This window comes from Streptomyces sp. TLI_146, assembly GCF_002846415.1.
In the GTDB taxonomy this organism is placed as follows: Bacteria; Actinomycetota; Actinomycetes; order Streptomycetales; family Streptomycetaceae; genus Streptomyces.
Window position 1 is genome coordinate 1447217 of sequence record NZ_PJMX01000001.1, and the last position, 19380, is coordinate 1466596.

The window sequence follows — 19380 nt, forward strand, 5'->3', positions numbered from 1 at the left end:
CAATTCCGCTCCCCGTCAAATTGACGAACCATCAGTAATTGTCCACTGAAGCAAAAAGCGGTTGTAAGCCCGATTCACCCCGTATTGCGGGGCAGATTAAGCCCGTCCGGCCCGTATCCGAAAATTCCGTTGTCATCTCGTTAAGGGCTAACTTCTTGACGGCATCGCAAGGGCACGGTTGGCTTCCAGCCACCTCGGCCGAAATTTATGCGGCCATGTCAGGGAGGTTGTTTTTAAGTGAGCACGCGTACCGGCCGTGGAGCGATGACCGTGGGTGTCGTCGCGATGGCCGTCACCCTCGCCGCATGCGGCGGCGGGAGCAAGTCCGGCGACGGGTCCGACGGGGCCGCCAAGAAGAAGGACCTCAAGATAGGTCTGCTACTGCCGGAGAAGCAGGCTGCTCGCTACGAGAAGTCGGACAAACCGCTGATCGAGAAGATGGTCGGCGAGCTGACCAGCGGCAAGGGCAAGGTCGTCTACGCGAACGCGGAGCAGGACGCGGCGCGGCAGAACCAGCAGGTCGACGACATGATCGCCAAGAAGGTCGACGCGCTCATCATCGACGCCGTGGACTCCAAGGCCATCGGCGGCGCGGTGCAGCGGGCCAAGACCGCGGGCATCCCGGTCGTCGCCTTCGACCGGCTCGCCGAGGGCCCGGTCGACGCGTACGTCTCGTTCGACAACGAGGACGTCGGCCATGTGCAGGCCAGGGCCCTGCTGGACAACCTGGGCGAGAAGGCCAAGGACGGCCAGATCGTGATGATGAACGGTGCCCGCACCGACCCGAACGCCGCCCAGTTCAAGAAGGGCGCGCACGCCGAGCTGGACGGCAAGGTGAACATCGGGAAGGAGTACGACACCAAGGAGTGGAAGCCGGAGAACGCCGCGGCGAACATGCGCAGCGCGATCTCGGCCCTCGGCAAGAACAAGATCATCGGTGTCTACTCCGCCAACGACGGTATGGCCGGCGGCGTCATCGAGGCCCTCAAGGCCGCGGGTGTCTCCAAGCTGCCGCCGATCACCGGCCAGGACACGGAACTCGCCGGAGTCCAGCGCATCGTGGCGGGCGAGCAGTACATGAGCGTCTACAAGTCGTACGCGGAGGAGAGCCCGATCGCCGCGCAGATGGCGGTCGCGCTGGCCAAGGGGCAGAGCCTGATCTCCATCGCCAACTCCAAGACCAACAGCCCGACCAAGAGCGACATCCCCACCGCGCTCGTCCCGGTCGTCGCCGTGATCAAGGAGAACATCCGCTCCACCGTCGTCAGCGACGGCCTCTACACGATCGACGAGATCTGCACGGCCAAGTACAAGGCCGCCTGCAAGTCCGCCGGGCTGATGTAACGGCCACAGCCGCACCTCACGACCGTGAAGACCTCTGCCCGGCCCGCGTGACGCGGGCCGGGCAGAGGTCTTTCTCGTCGTTACGAGGCTCCGGGCCTCAGCCGCCGAACGCCCCCTTGGGCGGGCGGCGCAGCCGGGGCTCGGGGCGCTCCGCGCCGGAACCCCACGGCTCGAAGCCGAACGGCGCCAGCAGCTCGGCCTGGAAGGACGCGGGAGCCGTGGCGTAGGCCGGCAGGGACGCGTCGTCCACGATGCGCAGGACCGGGTCCAGGACGGCTTCGAGGGCCGCCGGGTGGGCGGTCGGCGCGATGCCCACGGCCGCGAGCAGCCAGTGGTCCTCCTCGCCCGGTATCCGTCCGTCGTGGTCGCGCGCGGGCATCAGGGTCGGCCGGAGCCCGTGCAGTCGCAGCAGGGCTCTGTGTTCCTCCTCGTCGATGGAGACGCCCGGCGGGATCCACACCGCCGCCGCCTCCGGCGCTCCGGAGCCCGTCTCGGCGACCCACACCTTGCCGGTCTCCAGACCGAAGTGCGCGAGGATGAGCCGGAGTTGGGCCTGTGAGGCCGAGACGAGAGCGGCGGTCTCGGGCGGCAGCCCGTGATCGCCGGAGAGCAGGCGGACTATCGCGTTCACATCCTGCAGGGACGCACGCCGAGCGCTGACCCTGTGCGCAAAGGTGAGGGCCATAAGCCGTGCCTTTCGCTGTGGTGCGTGAGGACGACTGTGGCCTCACGCACCTCTTTGGCTTCTCTTTACCGAGGCTACCCGCCCAAGGGTAAGGGCATCGTATGCATCGGGGACCCCCCAGCCGACCGGGAATTGTGCGCCGAAGGAGGCGCCCGGGGCGTGCGGAGGTGCCTGGGCGCCGTCGCCGCTCACCCCGAAGCGGCCGAGCCGGACCGGGCCGCTCCTCCACACCGCCGTCGGCAACCTCCGTACGGCCCTCTGTCCGGCCCTCTGTCCGGCCCTCCGTCCGGGCCTGGCGGTCCCCGGTCGCTCCCCGTTCCGACCTGCGGCGACGGGTGCCGGGACGGGTATGGCGCCACTCGAGCGCCACACCTCCCGCCAGAACTGGCACCACTTACGGCGCCATTCACCCCTTCGAGGGACTTGCTGTGGCGCCATGATGGTGCCACTCTGGCGTCATGGACCTTACGCCCTACGTCGACAACCTCCGCCATGAGCTCGCGGTCGCCGCGGACGCGGGCGGGGAGGAAGCCCGCGCGCTGGCGGAGCGGCTGACCACCCCGCTCGAGTCGGCCGTCCGGCTCACCCTGCTCAACGCGCTGTCCGCGGCCACGGACGAGATCACCCGGGAGCTCGCCCCGGGCTCGGTGGACGTACGGCTGCGGGGGCTCGACCCCGAGTTCGTGGTCAGCACGCCACCGGGCCTGGAGGCGTACGAGCAGAGCGAGCAGCGGGAGAGCGCGCCCAGCGGGGTGCGGGCGCCCTTGGCCCCGGCTCCGGCGGACGGCGACGAGGGCGGCACGGCGCGGATCAACTTCCGGCTGCCCGCACACCTCAAGACGCGCGTGGAGGACGCCGCGGGAAAGGAGGGACTGTCGGTCAACGCCTGGCTGGTCCGGGCCGTGGCCACGGCCCTGGAGCCCGGCGACGGCGGTCCCGGGCCCACCCGCAGCCGCCACCGGGGCGGCCAGGGCTTCACGGGCTGGGTGCGCTGAGCTCCGCCGGAAACGGGGTTCGCCAGCCGCGGGCTGTCGGTGGCCGGTCGCGCCGAGCAGGCCGCAACCACTTCACACATCACCCGCCCGACCGGCGGGACCACACCAGAGCCAAGAGGACGGGACAGCCATGCCACGCTTCGATACGCCCCAACCGATCTCCGTGATCCTCGAATTCGACATCGGCTCGGCCCGGATCAGCGCGGGCAAGCGCACGGACACGGTCGTCGAGGTGCTCCCCCGCGACGGCGCCGCCGAGACCGACGTGCGGACCGCCCAGCAGACGCAGGTGACGTACTCGGGCGGCAAGCTGGTGGTCAAGGGCCCCAAGCGCTCCCTGTTCAGCCGGAGCGGGTCGCTCGACATCAGCATCGAGCTCCCGGCCGGTTCCCGGCTCCAAGGGACGGCCCCGCTGGGAGACTTCGTCACCGAGGGCCTGCTCGGGGACTGCGCCCTCAAGACCTCGGCCGGTGACATCCAGGTCGAGCACGCGGCGGCCGCCCACCTGAAGACCGGCCACGGCGACATCCGGCTGGGCAGCGCGAACGGGGACGTCGACGTCGCCGGGTCCGGCCGGGTGGAGATCGGCGAGGTCGCGGGCACCGCCACGGTGAAGAACGTCAACGGCGAGACCACGATCGGCGAAGTCACCGGCGACGTACGGGCGAACGCGTCCAACGGCCGCATCTCGCTCGGCGTCGCCCACGCCGGAGTCGACGCCAAGTCCGCGAACGGCGCCATCCGGATCGCCGACGTCAGGCGCGGCCAGGTCGTGCTCATGACGGCCATGGGAGACCTGGAGGTCGGCATCCGCGAATCCACCGCCGCCTGGCTCGATGTGAACACCCGGATGGGGATCGTCCGCAACTCCCTCAGCACGGCCGACGGGCCCGGCGCAGAGGACCACACGGTGGAGGTGCGCGCGCGGACCGGGCTCGGCGACATCGTGATCCGGCGCGCCTGAGAGCCTGTCCTTCAAACCCGCGCCTGCGCCCCGACGCCCGGCACACGATCGCCGCACGGTGTTACGGGACAGGGGGCTCCGACCGTCCGCCGGGCCGCATCCGGCCCACCCCACGAGGGGGTACGCACGTCATGGCCACAGCCACCGCCCGGGCGACGCTCCCGACGGCGATCAGCGCCACCGGGCTGCGCAAGTCGTACGGCGACAAACCGGTGCTCGACGGCATCGACCTGAGCATCGCCGAGGGAACGGTCTTCGCGCTGCTCGGGCCCAACGGCGCGGGCAAGACCACCACCGTGGAGATCCTCTCCACCCTGGTCGCGCCCGACGCGGGCGAGGTGCGGGTCGCGGGCCACGACCTGCTCCGCGAGGCCGACGACGTACGGGCGGCGATCGGGGTGACCGGTCAGTTCTCGGCGGTGGACACTCTGCTCACCGCCGAGGAGAACCTGATCCTCATGGCGGATCTGCACCACCTCGGCCGCCGGGCAGGCCGGGCGCGGACCGGCGACCTGCTGCGCCGCTTCGACCTCGCCGAGTCCGCCCGCAGGCCCGCCGGGACCTTCTCCGGCGGCATGCGGCGCAAGCTCGACCTGGCGATGACCCTGATCGGAGATCCGCGTGTGCTCGTCCTGGACGAGCCCACGACCGGCCTCGACCCGCGCGGCCGCCGCACCACGTGGGAGATCGTCCGCGACCTGGTCGACGCCGACGGCGTCACCGTCTTCCTGACGACGCAGTACCTGGACGAGGCGGACCAACTGGCCGACCGCATCGCGGTCCTGGACCACGGCAGGCTGATCGCCGAAGGCAGCGCCGAGGAGCTGAAGCGGCGCATCCCCGGCGGCCGCATCCGGCTGCGCTTCGCCGACTCCGACGACCTGGACACGGCCGCCCGCCGCTTCGGCGCGGGCTCGTGCGACCGCGAGGCGCTCACCCTGGACCTCCCCAGCGACGGCAGCATCGCCACCCTGCGGGCGGTCCTGGACGTCCTGGAGGCCGCGTCCGTGGAGGCCGAAGCCCTGACGACGCACCCGCCCCGCCTCGACGACGTCTTCCTCACGCTGACCGGAGAGCCCGGCCGGTGACCCGTCGCCAGGCGCCGACCGAAGGGTCTCGGCGGCCGAGAAGCCCCGCGTCGGCGCGGCGACGGGTCCGGCGGGCCGTGCCCTCAGAGGCTGTGGGCGACCGGGTGACGGGGTTCGTAGAAGGCGAGCTCGCCCCCGCTGGGCAGGCGGACCGCCGCGAGCCGGCCCCAGGGCTGGTCGCTGATCGGCCGCGTGAGCTCGACGCCCATGGCCGCGAACTTCTCGACCTGAGCGGTGATGTCGTCGCACATCAGATACAGCTCGTGCTTGGGCTCGCCCGTGGTGGGATGGACGGCCAACTCGGCGGGCGGGAGCCGGAAGATGAGCCAGCCCTGGCCCGCGTCCACCCCGGGAAAGCCGAGCACGTCCCGGATGAAGGCCCGGTCGGCATCGGCGTCCGTGCTGTAGAAGATGGCGTGCGCGCCACTGAACATGCTGCCCTCGCTTGGTCGTTCCGTCCGCACCGGCTTGTCCCCGGCATCCTCGCAGCCGGGCCACGGGCCCCTCGTCGACACGCGCGGCCCGGCCGGAACCTACCCGGTCCGGGGGCGGCTGCGGTCGAGCGCCGCTGGAGCGCGCGGATGGCGGACGGGCCGACGCGACGGCGCGGGCGCGGACCGGTCCACGCCGAGCGGCGCGGCGGGAACGCACCGAGTGGCCCGGTCGCGGGCAGCGGAGCCATGCCCCGCCGCGCCGCCCAGCTCAGTCGCCCTCGGAGCGGCGTTTGCGTTCCTTCGCCGCCGCGGCGCGTGCCATCTCCTGCTCCATCAGGCGGGAGAGCTCCCGGGTCCCTTCGTCGAGCTCGACCGGCTCGTCCTCCTCCTTCCACAGGCCCTGTTCCTTGAGGCGGCGCACCTGGACGTCGACGGGCAGGTGCGGGTCGAAGTCGGAGGGGCGCGGGCCCTCGGGCCCGTCCGGGCCGATCCGTACCAGCCGCTCGACGCGGGTCACCCGGAAGCGCCGCTCGGCGACGCTCAGCGCGTTGCGGCGCTTGTCGTCGAGCCGGTCGGTCGGCCGCCTCCGCGCACACCGCGCGGGTCGCATCGTCCAGCTTGAGCGTGAACGGCGCCATCACCCTTAGCCCAGGCCGCCAGGGAGTCCCGGGCGCCCTGGGGCGTCGCGTACGCCGCTCCGGGGTCGTGGGCCCGCCACTTCCCGTGCTCCCGCTCGGAGACCATGAAGACGGCGGGCAGCAGCACCCCGCCGGAGTACCGTTCGGCGGCCCGCCAGGCGTCGTCGGTGACCTCGCGGGGCGTGCCGGGCGCGGAGCCGACGAAACGCACCAGGTCCAGCTTGAGGATGCCGTCGGCCAGGCCGGTTCCGACGTACGGGTCGATCACGAAGCCCTTGGTGCGCGAGGGCACCGGATGCGACTCGCCCGGCTCGCCCGGGTCCGGGTCGGAGGGGCGCGGCGGCTCCGGCCCGCTGGGCCCCAGCCGGATGAAGCGCGAGGCCCGTACGATGCGGAACCGCTCCCCCAGGACGCCCACCTCGTCGACGACCTCCCGGTCCATCCGCGCGGCCGCCGCCAGCCATGTGCGATGAGCCTTGTCCTGCCCGGCGCGCAAGGCGTCCTGCGCCCGCCTCCGGAACCGCGCGCCCAGCCCGTCCCGGGCGCCCTGTGGGGTGTCACTGCTGTGTTCGGGCAGCTCCCAGCCGCCCGTCTCGCACTTTCTGGCGTGGAAGAACTCCGGAACGCCCACCCCCAGGATCTCCGGGTACCGCTTGCACGGACCCGCCCGCCCCGCAGGCCACCCGAGTCACTCAGCGTCACAATGAAACCGTGGAGTGGTTCGTCGCACCCGACTACTGGCTGAGCCGGCTGGTCTTCCAGCGGGCGCTCGCCGCGATCTACCTCGTCGCGTTCCTGGGCGCGGCCCTGCAGTTCCGGGCGCTGATCGGCGAGCGCGGCATGCTCCCGGTCCCGTGGTACGTCGAGCGCGTCCCGTTCCGCCGGGCGCCGAGCGTCTTCCACTTCCACTACTCGGACCGGTTCTTCGCCGGCTGGGCCTGGACGGGCGTCCTGGTCTCGGCGGGGCTGCTGGCCGGGGTCGACGACAGGGTTCCGCTGTGGGCGGCGATGCTGCTCTGGCTGCTGCCCTGGGCGCTGTACCTGTCGATCGTGAACGTGGGCCAGACCTGGTACTCGTTCGGCTGGGAGTCACTGCTCCTGGAGGTGGGGTTCCTCGCGGTGTTCCTGGGCAACGACGAGGTGGCACCACCGATCGTCGTGCTGTTCCTGATGCGCTGGGTGCTGTTCCGCGTCGAGTTCGGGGCGGGGCTGATCAAGATGCGCGGCGACGAGTGCTGGCGCAAGCTGACCTGCCTCTACTACCACCACGAGACCCAGCCCATGCCGGGCCCGCTGAGCTGGTTCTTCCACCATCTGCCCAGGCCCTTCCACCGCGTGGAGGTGGCCGCCAACCACGTGACGCAACTGGTCGTCCCGGTGCTGCTGTTCACCCCGCAGCCCGTCGCCACGGCGGCCGCCTCGCTGATGATCCTCACCCAGCTGTGGCTGATCCTGTCGGGCAACTTCTCCTGGCTGAACTGGACGACGGTCGCCCTCGCCGTCACCGCCGTCGACTTCTCCCCGGCCGCCGGCACCCGGCACTTCGCGGCCACCCCGCTCTGGTACGAGGTCGTGGTCCTGGCCGTCGCCGCGTTCCTGCTGGCCCTGAGCTACCGCCCGGCGCGCAACCTGCTCTCCCGCCGCCAGATCATGAACTACTCCTTCGACCCGCTGCACCTGGTCAACACGTACGGCGCGTTCGGCAGCGTCAGCCGGCTGCGGCTCGAAGTCGTCATCGAGGGCACGGCGGACCCGCTGCCGCTCGCCGACTCCGACTGGCGGGAGTACGAGTTCAAGGGCAAGCCCGGGGATCCGAGGCACTGGCCGCGCCAGTTCGCGCCGTACCATCTGCGGCTCGACTGGCTGATGTGGTTCGCCGGTCTCTCCCCGGGCTACGCGCGGCCGTGGTTCGGGCCCCTGGTGGAGCGCCTCCTCGTCAACGACCGCGACACCCTGCGCCTGCTCAGGCGTTCCCCGTTCCCGCCCGACAGCCCGCCCCGCTACATCCGCGCCCGGCTGTTCCGCTACCAGTACACGACGTGGCGCGAGCTGCGGACGACGGGGGCGTGCTGGAAGCGGACGTACATACGCGACTTCCTGCCGCCCACACACCTCGGGACGGCGGCGGGCGGGAACGGGCTGCCGGGCTGAAGGCCCGGGATCAGGCCTGGCAGACCCCGCGCTCGTAGTCGAACGTGGCGGTCGCCTGCGAGTACTTCCACTGCGGGGCGAGCAGCTTCGCCTTCAGCTGGGCGGCGGCCTCGGGGCTCTCCACCACGTATCCGAAGTCCTGGAGCCACGAGGGGTACAGGTTCTTGGAGCCGATGTAGAAGGCCGAGTCGTCGACGGAGACCAGCTTGTGGTGCTGGGCGTACGGGTGGCCGTCGGCCCACTTCGGGCTGTCCGAGCTGCGGAAGGTGGCCAGCTGGAGACTGGAGCACATCTTGGCGCGGGCGGCGCCCTTGTCGCCGGTCAGCAGGGCGAGACGGTCGCGCAGGGTGTCGCTGATCTCGGAGAGCGACTTGATCTGCGAGTAGCCGCCGCTGCCGACCGCGCCGCGGTTGGCGGGGTCGCTGACGACGATCCGCACCTTCACCCCGGCGGCCATCTTCGCGGCGAGCGCGTCGTAGAGCCGGATGTCGTAGCGCGGCAGCGGCGGGCAGGTGGCGTTGAGGTCCTGCTGGGAGATCTCGATGTGGTCGCGCGCGCTGGCCACGAGGGCGCGCAGGGCGCTCTCCTCGGGGTTGACCGTGTCGTAGTCGCGGTCGGCGTTGGTGTTGTCGTGGAGCCCGACGACGCACTTGGTGTCGGCGGCGGTGGGCAGCGTCGGGTTGAACTTCGAGGCCGGGTCGTTGTTCTTGATGCCGACGCCGAGGCCGCCGACGGCGATCACGGGGACGTTGCCGTCGGCGGGCGCCGGGGCGGGGGCGTCCTGCGCGAGGGACGGCATGCAGCCGGCGCCGTTGGAGGAGGCGAACCAGACGCTGGCGATGTTGGACTTGTTCTGGCAGGTCCAGGCCCACAGCGTGTCGAGGTACTTGCCCGCGGAACCGGCGGCCGGGCCGGTCAGCGCGAGGTCGACGTCCGACACCGGATGGGCGGTGTCGACGTAGTCGTCCTTCCAGCCGTTGATGCCGCCGGTGACGGCCGACTTGTTGTCGACGACCAGCAGCTTGGAGTGGTTCCACGAGAACGCGGTCTTCGAGGTGGTCATCGACGCCACGTTGAGCGTGACGTTCTTGGCCGCCTCGCCCAGTCGGCCGACGAGTTCGTCGCGGTACTTCGAGGGGACCACGTTGAGGTGGTAGATCGGCGCGGCACCGACGAGGATCCGGACCTTGAGCTTGTTGCCCGCGGCGGCCGAGGCCTTCAGTCCCTCGACGATCGCGTCCTCGAACGCGCCGTTGGGGAACGGCGCGAGCGTGGATATGTCGACCGTGTTCCTGGCCTTGGAGATGTTCTCGGTCATCTTGGCGAGCAGCCGCTTGGTCCCGGGCCGCTCGGCGCACTTGTCGTCGCCCCAGCAGCCGGGGGTCTGGAGCAGCCAGTCCGAGGGGTCGGCGCCCGAGGCGTCGAGCCGGTTGCCCGCGGTGCGCTCCCAGACGGTGCCCTCCAGGCCCGGCGAGACCTGGCGCAGGGCCTGTTCGACCGCGTCGAGGTGCGAGGTCGCGCCGGGGGCGGACGGGGTGTCGCCGGAGTCCGCGAGCGCCGGGGCGGCGGGCAGGACCGCGAGCACGGTGGAGCAGGCCACCAGGTGTCCGGCGAGGCGGGTGCGGCGGCGAAGCTGACGGTGTGCCAATTCTTTTCGCATTCTGGTCGGGGAGGGCGTTCGCGAACGCCCGCGCGGGGTGGGCGAGTCGAACCACCGGGACCGCCCACCAAGATCAACGACTGAGGTTACCAATCGGGCGGAAGCGGTCGGACCCGACCGGGGACGCGGGGACCCGCCGATGGCCGAGAACCGCCGGTCGGCCCGCCCCGCCGGTGAGAGCACACGCCGTCGCGGCGCATCCGCCGAGACGCGCGCCGTCCCCCGTGGCGGCCGCCCCGGGCGTATCGTCGCGCCCGTACCCGTCCCGGCTGACTCCGGCGAGGCCGCCTTGAGAAAGATCATCCTGATGATGTCCGTGTCCCTGGACGGATTCATCGAGGGACCCGAGCGCCAGATCGACTGGCACACGGTCGACGACGAACTGCACCGGCACTTCAACGACGAGATCCGGTCGATGGGCGGCCTCCTCGAAGGCCGCGTCACCTACGAGCTGATGGCCGGTGTCTGGCCGACCGCCGAAGCCGATCCGGCGAGCACCGAGCCGATGAAGGAGTTCGCCCGGATCTGGCTGGACATCCCGAAGTTCGTGTTCTCGCGGACGCTGGAGCGGGCCGACTGGAACACCACGCTCATGCGGGAGGTCGTCCCCGAGGAGATCCGAGCGCTCAAGGCCCAGCCGGGCGGGGACCTGGTGGTGGGCGGCCCCGACCTCGCCGCGTCCTTCCTGCGCCACGACCTGGTCGACGAGTTCCGGGTGTACGTCCACCCCGTCCTCATCGGCGGGGGCAAGCCCCTGTTCCCGCCCTCCGACGCGATCGTCCCGCTGCGGCTCATCGAGAGCCGGGCGTTCGGCAACGGAGTCGTGCTGCTGCGTTACGAGCGGGCTGCCTGAGGATCGGCGCCCGAACCGCTCAAGTGCGCCGCGTGCGGCCCTTCTCCTCCTTCGGCGGGGCGGCCGCCGGGGAGGGATGGGGGTCGAGCTCATGGAGCTGTACGCGGTGCAGCAGGTCGGCGAGATCGGCGCCCGGCCGACGCGCCTCGGCCCGCAGGGCGTCACAGCCGGGACAGCCGTCCTGCATCGCGCTCTGTCCTCTCCCAGGAGCCTGCCGGATGCGGCAACTCCATCACGCCGCCCCCGCTCCAGCGGCGCAGCGAAACGATTCGTCACTCCGATGGCCGGTCCCGGGACGGCGTTCAGGGACGCGGGCCGCGCGGCACCGCGAAGTCGGTGAGCAGGGCGGCGCCGGGCGCGAGGTCGGACCAGGAGCCGCGCCAGGTGAGCACGGCGATCGCCGAGGTGGGGAACTTGCTCCCGGCCCGGTCCAGGCTCTCGCCGAGGGCCTCCCCGGTGAGCAGCAGGGTCAGGTCCTGGACGCCGGGGTTGTGGCCGACCAGGAGCAACGTCTCGATGTCGGCGGGTCCTTCGCGGACGGCGTCGAGGAGGTCGCGCGCGTCGGCCGCGTAGAGCCGCGGGTCGTGGCGGACCGGCGGCGGGCTGCCCAGCTCGGCCGCCGCGAGCTCCCAGGTCTCGCGGGCGCGGCGGGCGGTGGAGCACAGGACGAGGTCGGGCAGGCAGTCCGCCGCGCTCAGCCACCGCCCGGCGGCCGGCGCGTCGCGCAGCCCGCGCCGGCCGAGCGGCCGGGCGTGGTCGGATACGCCCTCGGGCCACGCCGACTTGGCGTGCCGCAGGACCACCAGCCGCCGCAGGGGGTTCATGCCCGCGCCCCGGCGGCGGGCGCCTTGCCGATCTCGCGGGTCAGCTCCAGGCCGAGGACGCGGTCGAGCCGGGCGAACGTCTCGAACTTGGCGCCCGCCGGAACGTCGGCGTCCGCCGCGAGTCCGCCCAGGAGCCGCAGCACGGCGGCGGTGTCGAGGCTGTCCTCCAGCCCGTCGCGGGCCGCGCGCTCCAGGTCGGCGACGAGCGGCTTGGACGGCTCCTCGGCCCACCCGGCCACGGCACTCCGCCACTGTCCGAGGAGCCGTTCGGCACCTCCAAGGGCTTCGGCCGTGACCGTGACGGGTGCGTGGTACGGACGGTCGAGCAGCAGCAGGCGCACGGCGAGGGCGTCCCCTTCCAGGTCCGTGATCCCCTCGGCCCGCGCCTGGCCGATCTGTACGAACGCGCCGCCCCCGCCCTCGTACGCCCGGCCGCTCAGCTGAAGGGCCGGTGGCCCGCCCAGGGCTTCGGCGATCTCCTCCGGCGTGCCCTCGGCGTCGGCGGGGTGGATGCCGGAGGCGACGGCGCCGGGGACGCGCGGGCCGGTCCGCCCCGTCAGGACGGCCCGGCCGCGCAGCTCGACGACACGGGCGAGCACATCGCCGGTCAGGAGCACCCGCAGCCCGGTGAGGTCACCCGGCCCGTCGGCCTCCGGCACATGCGCACAGATCCGCAGCGGCCCCCGGCCTACGAGATGATCGACGATTCGCAGCACACCCCCGAGCCTAGGCGCTCACCCGCCCGCCGGCAGGGACTCGCGCGACGGCGCCCGCCACGTGCCCGAAAACGATCGCCCGGTGGGCGGTCAGCGAGGCGCCGAGGCGTACGGGATCAGGGCCATCTCCCGGGCGTTCTTGATCGCGCGGGCCAGTTCGCGCTGCTGCTGGGCGGTGACCCGGGTGACGCGGCGGCTGCGGATCTTGCCGCGGTCGGAGAGGAACCTCCGCAGCAGGTCGGTGTCCTTGTAGTCGATGTGGGTGATGCCCGCCGCGTCCAGCGGGTTGGGGCGCTTGGCCTGCTTCTTGTCGGTGAGATGGCGGGAACGCATGGCGTACTCCAGAAGGTCGTGCCGCGGTCAGCGGACAGGGGCGAGCAGGTCGTCGAAGGCGTGCGGCAGGTGCTGCCAGGACTCGGGGCCCGCCGCGTACTCGGCGTCGGTGAGCAGACAGCCCTCCAGGGCCCGCAGCAGCCCGTCGCGGTCGAGGCCGGGCGAGGTGAAGGTGAGGTGCTGGGCGCGGTCGCCGTGGTCGGGGTGCCAGTCCAGGGCGGCGGCGACCCGGCGCGCCGGGGGCACCAACTCCCAGGCGGCGTCGGGCAGTGCGGCGAGCCAGGGTCCCGCCTCCTCCACGCAGAGCGCGCCCCCGGCCGCGTCCCACATCAGCAGCGTGTCCGGCCGGTCGGCGAGCCAGAACCGGCCACGGCTGCGGGCGGCCGCGCAGGTCAGGTCCTCCAGGGCGGCGTAGAGCCGGGCCGGATGGAAGGGCCGGGTGCGGTGCCACACCAGAGTGGCGACCCCGTGCTCGTCGGCCTCCTGGGGCAGCAGCGCGCAGGCGGGATGCTGGCGTTCGGCCGCCGCCCGTACGTCGAATCCGCCCCGCGCCGCGGCCGCGAGGCCGCCCTCCCCCACGGTCACCGTCCGGGCGGTGGAGTGGAGTTGGCGGAGCAGGGCGTGGTCGGCCGGGTCGGGGAACTCGGACGCGGCGAGGGCGAGCACGTTCGCGTACTCCAGCTGGCGGGCCAGGGTGTCCGCGACCGTGCGCTCGTCGCTCGGCGCCGCCGCGAGCCCGTGCTCGGCGAGGTCGTCGCCGCAGCCCAGGCTCGACAGGAGCAGCTCCGGGTCGACGGCGGTGACGACGCCCACGAGGTCGAGCACCGCGCCGGAGTGCCGGTCGCCGACCGGGGTGGCGACGACGACCTCGGCCATCGCCTTGGGCTCGACGGAGTCCCACAGCTCCACCACCGCCAGCGAACAGGTGCCGCTGTCGGCGAGGCGGAGCAGCTCGGGCACCAGGTCCTCGCGCAGGGCGCAGCACGCGCAGTCGTTGACCAGCGGTGTCTCGTGCGTGCGGGTGGTACCGGCCGCGTCCCACACGCTCGCCCGCACCACGCCGTCGCGTGCGGTGCTCAGGTCGTGGTGCAGGACCTGGGCACCGGGCGAGGCGAGCAGCAGCTCGTCCACGGCCGCCCGGCGCACGGCCGCGTGCAGCCCGGCGACCAGGACGACGGGCAGCCGGGGGTGTGCGGGGCTCACCGGGACGTACCTCCGTAGCGGCGCTGGAAGCGCTCCACGCGGCCTGCGGTGTCCAGGACGCGCGCGGTGCCGGTGTAGAAGGGGTGGCTCGCGGAGGAGATCTCCACGTCGATGACGGGATAGGTGTGACCGTCGTCCCACTCGACGGTCTTCTCGCTGGTGGCGGTCGACCGGGTCAGGAAGGCGAATCCGGCGGCGCGGTCGCGGAAGACGACCGGCCCGTACGAGGGGTGGATACCGGGCTTCATCGGGTTCAGCGCTCCTCTCGGAAGTCGACGTGACGGCCCACGACCGGGTCGTACTTGCGCAGCGTGAGCCGGTCGGGATCGTTGCGGCGGTTCTTGCGGGTGACATAGGTGAAGCCGGTGCCTGCGGTGGAGCGCAGCTTGATCACCGGGCGCAGTTCGTTGCGTGCCATGGGAACCACTATACCGAAATGGTTTTCATTACCGTTAAGGTGGTGACGTACGGAACACCGTCGGCCACGAAGGAGCCCCTCTCCCATGTCCGCCCACTGCCAACTCACCGGCCGCGAGCCCGGGTTCGGCAACGCCGTCTCGCACTCCCACCGCCGCACCCGGCGGCGGTTCGACCCGAACATCCAGCACAAGCGGTACTGGCTGCCCAGCGAGCGGCGCCATATCCGCCTCACCCTCAGCGCCAAGGGCGTCAAGACCGTCGACACCATCGGGATCGAGCGGGCCGTCGCCCGTATCCGGGCCCGCGGGGGCAAGGTCTGATGGCCAAGAAGAGCAAGATCGCCAAGAACGAGCGGCGCCGGGTGACCGTGGCGCGGTACGCGGTCCGGCGAGCCGCGCTGAAGGCGATCATCCGCGACCCCCGCAGCTCCGACGAGGAGCGCGAAGCGGCCCTGACCGAACTGCGCCGCCAGCCCCGTGACGCCAGTGCCACCCGCGTCCGCAACCGGGACTCGATCGACGGCCGCCCCCGCGGCCATCTGCGCACGTTCGGCCTCTCCCGGATCAACGTCCGCGCCCAGGCCCACGCCGGGCTCCTGCCCGGGGTGCGCAAGTCGAGCTGGTGACTGGATCCGGCCCTCGGCGGGCACCCGCCGAGGGCCGGATCGAGGTGTACACAGAGTGACCCTCCGGCAAGCGGCAGGGACCAGAATCCGACCTTCCTGACACAGTTCCGGCCAAAGGGAAGGCGGAAAACGCGGTATCCCCGCTCCATGCGGGAGCTTGTTGTACGCGGGAAGCCCGATGGCCCGCGCGGGGGGAACGATGCCGTACGACCAGGTACCGGGGACGTTCGTCGCCAGGGAGCAGGAGCGGAAACAGGTGCTGGGGGCCGTCCTGGCCAGGAAAGGCGCCGCGGTCGTCGGACCCGCCGGTGTCGGCAGGACGGCCCTGCTCACGGCCGTCGCCGCACAGCTCGGCGTCTCACGTTTCGAAGTCGTCTGGACGGCCGCCACCGAGGCGAGCCGCCAGGTCCCGTTCGGGGTCTTCCGCGCTCTGCTCGGCGTCGGCGGCCGCCTCGACCACGGGCAGGCGTACGGTCTGCTGCGCACCGAGCTCGCCCGCCGCGCGGGCCGGCGCATCCCGGTACTGGTCATCGACGACGTCCACCACCTCGACGACGCCTCCGCCGCCCTGACGCTGAGCCTGGCCGGTGACGGGAATCCGCGCCTCGTCGTCTCCGCGCAGTCGGGGCTGCCCGCCTCCGACGCCGTCGTCGCGCTCTGGAAGGACAGCTATCTGGAGCGCTTCGACATCGCGCCGTTCGGCCTCGCGGACACGGGCCGGCTCGTGCACGCGCTGATGGAAGGCGCCGCCGCCCGTCCCACGGTCGACCTGCTGCACCAGTGGACCGGCGGGAATCCGCTCTTCCTCACCGAACTGGTCCGCCACGGCCGTGCCACGCGCCGCCTGGTCAGCGCGGGCGGCCTGTGGTGGTGGCGGGGCCCGCTGAGCGTGCCGCCCCGGCTGGCCGAGCTGTTCGAGCGCGAGCTGCGCGGCCTCGACCCGCGCCACCAGGACGCCCTGGCGGCGGTCGCCCTGGGCGAGCCGCTCGCCCTGCCCGTACTGGAGGCGGTCGCCCCGGACGTCGTGGAGAGCCTGGAGGAGCAGGGCCTGCTGTGCACGCTGGAGACCGGCGGGCAGATCCTGGTCCGGCTCGGCCAGCCGATGCTGGGCGCGGCGCTGCGCCACCGGCTGCCCCGGCTGCGGCGCCGACGGCTCGCGGTGGCCCTGCTCGGCGCCTGCACCCCCGGCGGCCCCGACCCGGTGACCCGGGCCCGCTGGCAGCTCGACGCGCACGGCCCGGTCGACTCGGCGCTGCTGATCCGGGCCGCGGAAACGGTGTGCCGCCAAGACCCCGAGCTGGCCTGCCGCTTCGCCCGCCGGGCGCTCGAACGCTCCAGCGCCGCCGCCGTACCGCTGGCGCACGCGCTGGTCGAGCTCGGTGACGCCGCGCAGGCCCGCAAGGTGCTGGAGCGGACGCGTGAGGCGGCGACCACACCCAGCGGGCGGCTGCGGCTGTCCACGGCCCTCGCCGCCCACCGCTGCTGGGCCGACCGCGACCCGGCGGGCGCCGCCGACGAACTCGTCGCCCTGCGCGCCGAGGCGACGGTGCCCACCGCACAGGCCGCGCTGGACGGCGTCCACGCCCTGGTCCTGCTCTTCGGCGGCCGCACCGGCGCGGCGGGGCGGCTGGCCGAGCGGGTCCTGTACGAGGCCTCCCACGGACCGGGAGTGGCCGCCGCCCGTCTGGCACTCGCCGCCTCCCTGGCCCTCACCGGGCGTACGGCGGACGCCGTGACGCTGGCCGAGGACCCGTCCCCGGACCGGGCCCTGCCGTCCTACCTGCCCGATCTCGCCCCCTCGCTGCGCGCCTTCGCCCAGCTGTGGCCCGCCTCCGACCTGCGCAGACCCGTCGGCCGCCGGGCGGTCCAAGGCGTGCCGCCAGGCGGGGAAGGGGCGTTGCTCGGCGGCTACCTCCAGTGGGTGCGCGGCCGCCGCACGGACGCGATGGCACGGCTGCGCGAGGCGGTGGTCCAACAGGCCGGCGGCCCCCGCCTGTTCCTGACCGAGGCCTCCAGCTGGCTCGCCGTCTGTCTGGCCGAGGAGCAGCGCCCCGACTGCGCCGAGCAGGCCATCGCCCCCTGCTGGGCGGACCGGGTGGGGGTGGTTCCCGGCCAGGTGCACCGGGCGGCCGCGGTGATCGCGGCCGCGCGCGGCGACACGGCGGGCGCGGCGGTCGCGATGTGGGCGGCCGTGGACGCGGCGCGGGAGGCCGGGTGCTGGGCGGTGGAGGCCGAGTACCTGACCTATGCGGCGTGGCTGGGCCCCGCCGGACCGCCGCCCGCCGTCCTCGACCGGCTGGCCGAGGTCGTCCGCCACGTCGACGCGCCCCGGCTCGTCACGGGCGCGGAGGCCGTGCTCGCGCTGGCCCGCGGCACCGGTACGGAACTGCTCGACCACGCCGTACGCCTCGAAGCGCTCGGCCTGAGCGCGCAGGCGTGGCGGCTCGCGGAGCGCGCGGCCGCCACGCTCCAGCAGCAGGGCGGCAGCCGCCGGGGCGACGCCGTGGTGCTGGTGGGCCGGCTGCGCGAGCGGCTCGGGGTGGCTCCGCCGCCCGCCCAGCCGGTCGCGCTCACCACCCGCGAGGTGGAGATCGCCTCACTGGCCGCCGGTGGCCTGTCCGACCGGGCGATCTCCCACCGGCTCGCGGTGTCCGTCCGCACCGTCGAGAGCCACCTCACCCGGATCTACCGCAAGCTCGGCGTGCACTCCCGCCGCGACCTGCCGCCCGTGCTGCGCGGCTGAGGCGGCGGGGGCCGAGGTGTACGCGGCGGCGTGCAGCGCGTACATGTCCGCGTAGCGGCCGCCGCGCGCCAACAGGGCGGTGTGCGTGCCCTGTTCGACGATCCGGCCGCCGTCCAGGACGACGATCAGGTCCGCCTCGCGCACGGTGGTGAACCGGTGCGACACGATCACGGTGATCGTCGCCGGGCCGGACGCGCCCGCCCGCAGATACGTGCCGAGCAACTCGGCCTCGCTGTCCGGGTCGAGGCTGGCGGCGGGCTCGTCGAGGAGGACGAGCGCGGGCCGGGTCCGCATCCGGGCACGGGCCAGCGCCAGCTTCTGCCACTGTCCCGCCGACAGGTCCGTGCCGTCGGGGAACGTCCGGCCGAGCTGGGTGTCGAGGCCCCGGCCCAGCCCCGCCACCACCTCGGCGGCCCCCGCCGACTCCAGGGCGGCCCACACCGCCGCCTCGTCGTCCAGGGCCCCGAGTTCACCGAGCCCGACCGTCTCCCGGGCGAGCAGCTCGAACCGGCAGAAGTCCTGGAAGCAGGCCGTGATCCGCGCCGACCACTCCTGCGCGGGCATCCCGGCCAGGTCCTCGCCGCCGAACGTGATCCGCCCGGCCGACACCGGTTGCAGCCCGGCGAGCAGCGCGATCAGCGTGGACTTGCCCGCCCCGTTGTCGCCGACCACGGCGACGGTGGTCCCGGCGGACAGGGTCAGGTCGACGGGCCCGAGCGCCGTTTCCGTACGGCCGGGATACGTGAACGAGACGCCTTCCAGGACGAGTTCGCCCGCGGACTCCCGCACGTGATCCGGCCGCGCGGTGTCCTGCCGTGCCCCGCTTCCGCGCGCGTAGTCGACCAGCCGCAGATACAGCGCGACCGTGTCGAGCGAGCGGCGCAGCCAGCCGATCAGCCAGCCGAGGCCGGTGGTCGCGCCGACCAGCCGCGTGCTCAGCAGGAGGACCAGCACTGCCTGGCCCGCCGACCCGGTTCCGTCGACCACCGCTCGCGAGATCAGATACAGCCCTGCGATGAGCGCCGCCGCGAAGACCAGCCACCCCGCCGCGACCGCGACCGCGCCTTTGGCCCGGGCCGCCTCGCGCGGGCCGCTCGCCGCGAGGAAGGCGTCCCGGTGGCGCGCCGAGAGCTCACCGGCGAGCCGGTACAGCCGCACCTCGCGGGCCGGTGCCGGGTCGGTGGCCAGCGAGAACACGGCCCTGCGGCGGCGGTCGGCCTCGGCGCCCGCCCGCTCGGCCCCGGCCACCAGCCGCGCCTGCCGGCGGTTGGCCGCGGCCAGCGGCACGATCGTCAACGGCAGCAGCGCGAGCAGCGGATGCGCGCCCGCGAGCAGCACGAGGGCGCCCAGGAACCGGGCCACCAGGTTCGCGTTCTCCACCAGCGCGGCCAGCGCGGTGCCGAACTCCCCGCGCCGCTGGCGCACCACCTCGGCGCTGTCGAGGAACTCGGGGTCCTGGTAGTGCCCGATGTGCGGCGGAACCGAGCACAGGTTCATCAGCCTGCGGTCGAATTCGAGGCCGACGCGGTGCTGGAGCACCAGCCGCAGATCGGTGGCGATCGCGGCGGCCTGGTGCACGAAGACGGTGACGCCGAGCAGCAGCAGCCCGCCGCGCACCGCCTCGGCGCGGTCGTGGCCGCTCGCGCCGTCGACCATCCACTGGAGGCCCACCGCTTGGAGCGCCGCCACCACGTTGAGCAGCGG

Annotated in this window: 21 protein-coding genes and 1 pseudogene; 9 read left to right on the top strand and 13 right to left on the bottom strand. The window is 73.0% G+C overall.

Annotation, left to right across the window (positions count from 1 at the left end; translation table 11 throughout):
- Positions 1-237 precede the first annotated feature (237 nt).
- Positions 238-1344, top strand: a complete 1107-nt coding sequence (locus BX283_RS06655) for a sugar ABC transporter substrate-binding protein (RefSeq protein ID WP_180357086.1) — start codon at positions 238-240, stop codon at positions 1342-1344.
- 97 nt (positions 1345-1441) lie between these two features.
- Here BX283_RS06655 and BX283_RS06660 read toward each other — a convergent pair whose 3' ends face one another.
- Entirely contained in the window at positions 1442-1975 is a 534-nt protein-coding gene (locus BX283_RS06660) for a hypothetical protein (protein ID WP_101386722.1), read from the bottom strand.
- A 512-nt stretch (positions 1976-2487) separates the two neighbouring features.
- On the opposite strand from BX283_RS06660, the gene BX283_RS06665 reads away from it, so the two are divergent.
- The 3 genes from BX283_RS06665 (at position 2488) to BX283_RS06675 (ending at position 5076) form a co-directional block, all read left to right on the top strand.
- Positions 2488-3024: a hypothetical protein gene (locus BX283_RS06665; RefSeq protein ID WP_101386723.1), complete on the top strand. Its 537-nt coding sequence runs from the start codon at positions 2488-2490 to the stop codon at positions 3022-3024.
- Positions 3025-3154: 130 nt separating this feature from the next.
- Positions 3155-3988, top strand: a complete 834-nt coding sequence (locus BX283_RS06670; RefSeq protein ID WP_101386724.1) for a DUF4097 family beta strand repeat-containing protein — start codon at positions 3155-3157, stop codon at positions 3986-3988.
- A 131-nt stretch (positions 3989-4119) separates the two neighbouring features.
- Positions 4120-5076: an ATP-binding cassette domain-containing protein gene (locus tag BX283_RS06675; RefSeq protein WP_101386725.1), complete on the top strand. Its 957-nt coding sequence runs from the start codon at positions 4120-4122 to the stop codon at positions 5074-5076.
- Positions 5077-5159: 83 nt separating this feature from the next.
- On the opposite strand, the gene BX283_RS06680 is transcribed toward BX283_RS06675, so the two are convergent.
- The 3 genes from BX283_RS06680 to BX283_RS06690 all read right to left on the bottom strand — a co-directional run bounded on the left by BX283_RS06680 (position 5160) and on the right by BX283_RS06690 (position 6779).
- A complete protein-coding gene (locus BX283_RS06680) occupies positions 5160-5510 on the bottom strand; it encodes a VOC family protein (protein ID WP_101386726.1) in 351 nt (116 codons plus the stop codon).
- 268 nt (positions 5511-5778) lie between these two features.
- A complete protein-coding gene (locus tag BX283_RS06685) occupies positions 5779-6120 on the bottom strand; it encodes a DUF5954 family protein (protein ID WP_101386727.1) in 342 nt (113 codons plus the stop codon).
- Positions 6051-6779, bottom strand: a complete 729-nt coding sequence (locus BX283_RS06690) for a DUF5954 family protein (RefSeq protein ID WP_101386728.1) — start codon at positions 6777-6779, stop codon at positions 6051-6053. Before BX283_RS06690 ends, BX283_RS06685 begins: the two co-directional genes overlap by 70 nt.
- Before the next feature lie 80 nt (positions 6780-6859).
- Here BX283_RS06690 and BX283_RS06695 point away from each other — a divergent pair, with 80 nt between their 5' ends.
- Positions 6860-8299 (top strand): lipase maturation factor family protein, encoded by a 1440-nt coding sequence (locus BX283_RS06695; RefSeq protein WP_101386729.1) that lies wholly within the window; start codon positions 6860-6862, stop codon positions 8297-8299.
- Between the two features lie 10 nt (positions 8300-8309).
- On the opposite strand, the gene BX283_RS06700 is transcribed toward BX283_RS06695, so the two are convergent.
- The gene (locus tag BX283_RS06700; protein ID WP_257582113.1) at positions 8310-9947 is read right to left on the bottom strand and encodes a phospholipase D-like domain-containing protein; all 1638 of its coding nucleotides are present in this window, start codon (positions 9945-9947) and stop codon (positions 8310-8312) included.
- 301 nt (positions 9948-10248) lie between these two features.
- Between BX283_RS06700 and BX283_RS06705 the strand changes: the two genes are divergently transcribed.
- Positions 10249-10812 (top strand): dihydrofolate reductase family protein, encoded by a 564-nt coding sequence (locus tag BX283_RS06705; protein WP_101392184.1) that lies wholly within the window; start codon positions 10249-10251, stop codon positions 10810-10812.
- Positions 10813-10831: 19 nt separating this feature from the next.
- Here the strand turns inward: BX283_RS06705 and BX283_RS40535 are convergent, their stop codons facing one another.
- From BX283_RS40535 to rpmG, 7 genes are all read right to left on the bottom strand, one after another.
- On the bottom strand, positions 10832-10999 hold the full coding sequence (locus BX283_RS40535; protein WP_180357087.1) for a hypothetical protein: 168 nt from the start codon (positions 10997-10999) through the stop codon (positions 10832-10834).
- A gap of 115 nt (positions 11000-11114) precedes the next feature.
- The gene (locus BX283_RS06710) at positions 11115-11636 is read right to left on the bottom strand and encodes a histidine phosphatase family protein (RefSeq protein WP_101386731.1); all 522 of its coding nucleotides are present in this window, start codon (positions 11634-11636) and stop codon (positions 11115-11117) included.
- Complete coding sequence (locus BX283_RS06715) at positions 11633-12352, bottom strand: hypothetical protein (RefSeq protein ID WP_143676395.1); 720 nt, start codon at positions 12350-12352, stop codon at positions 11633-11635. Before BX283_RS06715 ends, BX283_RS06710 begins: the two co-directional genes overlap by 4 nt.
- A gap of 90 nt (positions 12353-12442) precedes the next feature.
- Positions 12443-12685 (bottom strand): 30S ribosomal protein S18, encoded by a 243-nt coding sequence (gene rpsR, locus BX283_RS06720; protein ID WP_101386733.1) that lies wholly within the window; start codon positions 12683-12685, stop codon positions 12443-12445.
- A gap of 27 nt (positions 12686-12712) precedes the next feature.
- A complete protein-coding gene (locus BX283_RS06725; RefSeq protein WP_257582115.1) occupies positions 12713-13888 on the bottom strand; it encodes a GTP-binding protein in 1176 nt (391 codons plus the stop codon).
- The gene (locus BX283_RS06730) at positions 13885-14136 is read right to left on the bottom strand and encodes a type B 50S ribosomal protein L31 (RefSeq protein ID WP_101386734.1); all 252 of its coding nucleotides are present in this window, start codon (positions 14134-14136) and stop codon (positions 13885-13887) included. The genes BX283_RS06725 and BX283_RS06730 overlap by 4 nt, the downstream gene beginning before the upstream one ends.
- A gap of 5 nt (positions 14137-14141) precedes the next feature.
- Complete coding sequence (rpmG, locus tag BX283_RS06735; protein ID WP_033321692.1) at positions 14142-14306, bottom strand: 50S ribosomal protein L33; 165 nt, start codon at positions 14304-14306, stop codon at positions 14142-14144.
- 85 nt (positions 14307-14391) lie between these two features.
- On the opposite strand from rpmG, the gene rpmB reads away from it, so the two are divergent.
- From rpmB to BX283_RS06750, 3 genes are all read left to right on the top strand, one after another.
- On the top strand, positions 14392-14628 hold the full coding sequence (gene rpmB, locus BX283_RS06740) for a 50S ribosomal protein L28 (protein ID WP_101386735.1): 237 nt from the start codon (positions 14392-14394) through the stop codon (positions 14626-14628).
- Positions 14628-14933 (top strand): 30S ribosomal protein S14, encoded by a 306-nt coding sequence (rpsN, locus tag BX283_RS06745; RefSeq protein WP_101386736.1) that lies wholly within the window; start codon positions 14628-14630, stop codon positions 14931-14933. The genes rpmB and rpsN overlap by 1 nt, the downstream gene beginning before the upstream one ends.
- Positions 14934-15132: 199 nt before the next feature.
- Complete coding sequence (locus BX283_RS06750; RefSeq protein ID WP_143676396.1) at positions 15133-17676, top strand: LuxR C-terminal-related transcriptional regulator; 2544 nt, start codon at positions 15133-15135, stop codon at positions 17674-17676.
- A 264-nt stretch (positions 17677-17940) separates the two neighbouring features.
- On the opposite strand, the pseudogene BX283_RS41425 reads toward BX283_RS06750, so the two are convergent.
- Positions 17941-19332 (bottom strand): annotated as a pseudogene (locus BX283_RS41425) (ATP-binding cassette domain-containing protein); the annotation flags it as partial.
- Positions 19333-19380 lie beyond the last annotated feature (48 nt).